Annotated in this window: 4 protein-coding genes; 2 read left to right on the plus strand and 2 right to left on the minus strand. The window is 65.9% G+C overall.

The annotated features are described in order from the left end of the window. Positions 1 to 498 precede the first annotated feature (498 nt). A complete protein-coding gene (locus H5411_RS46020; RefSeq protein ID WP_183127961.1) occupies positions 499 to 1,500 on the minus strand; it encodes an IS481 family transposase in 1,002 nt (333 codons plus the stop codon). A gap of 174 nt (positions 1,501 to 1,674) precedes the next feature. Here H5411_RS46020 and H5411_RS48765 point away from each other — a divergent pair, with 174 nt between their 5' ends. Both H5411_RS48765 and H5411_RS49185 read left to right on the plus strand, forming a co-directional pair. Then, complete coding sequence (locus tag H5411_RS48765; protein ID WP_281377675.1) at positions 1,675 to 1,809, plus strand: hypothetical protein; 135 nt, start codon at positions 1,675 to 1,677, stop codon at positions 1,807 to 1,809. A 32-nt stretch (positions 1,810 to 1,841) separates the two neighbouring features. Next, positions 1,842 to 3,185, plus strand: a complete 1,344-nt coding sequence (locus H5411_RS49185; RefSeq protein WP_183127962.1) for a recombinase family protein — start codon at positions 1,842 to 1,844, stop codon at positions 3,183 to 3,185. Between the two features lie 83 nt (positions 3,186 to 3,268). Here the strand turns inward: H5411_RS49185 and H5411_RS49515 are convergent. Next, a partial coding sequence (locus H5411_RS49515; RefSeq protein WP_220818366.1) for an ATP-binding protein occupies positions 3,269 to 3,381 on the minus strand: 113 nt, incomplete at its 5' end.

Here is a 3,381-nt window from a genome sequence, read left to right on the forward strand (position 1 = left end):
CGCCGTCGACCCGGGTCGCGCGTCCGGGCACGGGAGTCGGCCTTTCCGGACAGGACCGCTGTGCGCTGCATTCCTCGGAACGCGGTGACCGAACGAAAAGCAAAATACTGGCAACCTGTTCGGTGCACCTGTCTCACACGAGTGCGAGGCGTTCTGTGGGTGCTGACGGTGTCGAGCCGGCTGCGAATCCGGGGTGGCTGCTGGGGTCGAGATGCTCCAGAACCGAGGAGGTTTCACGCCGCGCGCGCTCGATCCGGCAAGTTGATGTTGCACAGTATCGTTCCGAGGTCGCACAAGTCCTTGCGGAGGAATATTCCAACGGCAGCGCGAGCGGCCGTGACCGCCTGACCTTCTCGCTGGGTTCACCGTTGGAGCGAGGGCATTGTCGGGACCAGCTGAGCCGGGCAGGATCATCAGGTTCCTGGCCCTGCGAACGACGGGGGACAAGTTCGGAGCCGATACGGGCGTTAGAGGCGAACACCAGCGCGTTGATGAGCGCTAGGTGTATGAGGCCATGACGTTGGTGACGCCGGTGTGGAGCCGGGTGGCTGGTGGCTGGTTTCCGGCGGCAGTGTGTGGTCGATGGTAGTTGTAGTGGATGTTCCAGACGGCCAAGGCTGTGGTGCGGTGTTCTTCGCTGAGCCAGGCGTGCGCGTAGAGGAACTCTTCGGCCAGGATGCGGTTGTAGCGCTCCACTTTCCCGTTGTGGCGTGGGGTGTAAGGCGTGATCCGCTGATGCCGTGCCCCTCGTAGGACGGTGGCGAAGTCGTTCGCGCGGTAGCAGGCGCCGTTGTCGGTGACCAGGCGGTGGATGCGGGTGATGCCGTGCGCGGCGAAGAACGCGCGAGCGCGGTGGACGAACCCGATCGCGGTGCGGGCTTTCTCGTCAGGCAGGGCTTCGGTGCAGGCCAAGCGGGAGTGGCCGTCGACGGCGGAGTGCAGGTAGACGCAGCGGGCCCGCCCGCCGCGGGTTCTGCCGCGGCGGGCGCGTTTGTCCTGGGTGCTGCCTTTGCCGTGGATCCGCCAGCCGCCGCCGTCGGGAATCCGGCCGGTCTTCTTCACGTCGAGGTGGACCATGTGCCCGGGCCAGCGGGCGATGATCCGGCGTGGCTGACGGTCGCTGTCGCCGGTCGGGTCGAGGAACCGACGCCGGTTCAGGCCGAGTTGCAGCAGATGCCGGCCCACGGTCCGCACCGAGACGGTGATGCCCTCGGCGGCCAGCTCGGTCGCGATCCGGCGGGCGGAGTGCTTGCGTTGGCGGCGCAGCTGCTCGATCCGGGCCACCGCCTCGGCGGGGGTGGCGGTGGGCTGGCGGCGCGGGATGCTGGGACGGTCGAGCAGGCCGGCCTCGCCATAACGACGCCAGCGGTTGACCCACTTGGATGCGCATTGGCGGGAGATGCCCATCTCGGCGGCGACGTGGGCGATCGGGCGGGTCTGGCAACGCGCGACGAGCCGGCGGCGGCCCTCGACGGACAGCGGGGCATTACGGTGGTGCACGGACGGGTCTTTCTGTTCGGAGGACGAGTCGGTCGCACTTCTCATCCTGCCGCTGAAAGACCCGTCCCTCGTCTCAGGCCCTGGCCCGCGTCACCAACGTCATGACCCGCAACAGCTAGCTCACGCGATCGCGTTCAGCCTTCTGGGCGGTTCGTCTCAGACGAAGGCCCGGAAATGACCTTTGAAATCCAGGTCGCCGGCGGTGCTGAAGCCGAGCGGCTGCGGCTGGAGCAGACGCAGGTGCTGTGGGAGGTGACGCAATGGGCGGCCCAGCGGAGATCCGAGAATGGGCAGGATCGCGCCGCATAGATCGGACGCACCCGCTCGTCGGCTCGGCCGTCGTGAACGAGCCGCAGATCGTCCGCGTCGCGTTCATCGGTCGAACCTCTACCCAGGACCAGCAGGATCCGACGCTGTCGATACCACGGCAGTTCCGCAACTGCACTCAGGCCTTGCCTTCGAACGCGGTCATCGTCCTCTGCTTCTACGACGTCGAGTCCGGACGGAAGAAACTCTCCGCCCGCGGCGACGGGAATGCCCATGAGCTGTTCGAGATTCCGGTCCCTCGCGACGGAAGCATCCAGGACCTTCTCGAAGAAGCAGAGCGACCCGATCGACGTTTCGACGTCGTCATCTGTGAGGAGATCGGTCGCATCGGTCGACGCACCCACATCTCGACCAATATCGAGAACCGGCTGGAGGAGGCAGGCGTTCGCCTGGTCGCGTCCGACGAACCCTTCAGCCTCGACGTATCGCACCGCCGGGAGAAGCGATCTACCCAGGTGCTGACTCGACGTGTGAAGCAGGGCGTTGCCGAGTGGTACGTCATGGACATGCTCGAGAAGAGCTGGGATGGCTTCGAAACGCATGCAGAACAGGGATACAACATCGGCAAGCCGTGCTACGGCTACCAGGCCAAGAGGGTCCCGCACCCGGTGCCGGCCAAGCGCGCGAAGGGCATCAAGAAGACCTTCCTCGAACCCCACCCGGTTGAGGGGCCGGTGGTGACCAAGGCATTCCATTGGCGTGCCGCCGAACGGGTCGGCTGCGAGGACATCGCCCGCCGACTCAATGTGGATCTTGTCACAAACCCGCCGCCGACTCCGCCTGACCCGGAGCGCGCAGTCGGGTTCTGGACCGGTGCCAACGTGCGAGACATGCTGTCGAATCCCAAGCACACCGGGCACATGGTCTGGAACCGCCGCGCGCGCAAGGGCGGCGGCCGGAACAGGGCGAACCCGGTGTCCGAGTGGTACTGGTCGACAGAGAAGACACACAAACCGCTGGTTGATCTGGAAACGTTTGTTCTGGCCCAGCAGGTGTCTCTGCACCGTGAGCGGTCGCGCACCGTCAGCGAGAACCGCAATCCGGAAGCCAAGAGGACCTACAAGCTGCGCAGTTTTCTCTTCTGCTCGTGCGGCAGGCGGATGCATGGCAAGTCCAAGCACGAGCGTGCCTACTACGTCTGCGCGCCGAAGAAGGAGTGGCGGCCGGAAGGGCATCCCAGTTCGACGCCGTGGATCCAGGAGAGGTACTTCGTCGAGGGGCTCGCTGCCTTCCTGTCGAGCCGTGTCTTCGGCCGCTACCGGCAGCGGTTGCTCGAAGCCAACTTGCAGGCGGTGAACGAGGACGCTCAGCAGGACCGGCAGCAGAGGCTGTCAATGGTCAGTTTGTTCTCCCCGTAGGCGGCCAGATGTTGTCCCCGCTGGCGGCCAGGTGGATCTCCCCAACGGCGGCCAGATAGTTCCCCGCCTGGTGGAGTTCGTGGTCAGTGCAGTGGTCTCACCCCTTGTCCGGAGGTGGCTTGGGCGAGCCGGAAGCTGTCACCTTGGGTGACGACGACGTGGGCGTGGTGCAGGAGCCGATCGACTGTGGCCGCGG

The sequence above is a fragment of the Amycolatopsis echigonensis genome (genome assembly GCF_014174495.1).
Taxonomy (GTDB): domain Bacteria; phylum Actinomycetota; class Actinomycetes; order Mycobacteriales; family Pseudonocardiaceae; genus Amycolatopsis; species Amycolatopsis echigonensis.

Excerpts from the sequence above, each read along its gene's own strand:
- H5411_RS48765 (WP_281377675.1), top strand. The coding sequence starts at position 1,675 with ATGACCTTTGAAATCCAGGTCGCCGGCGGTGCTGAAGCCGAGCGGCTG.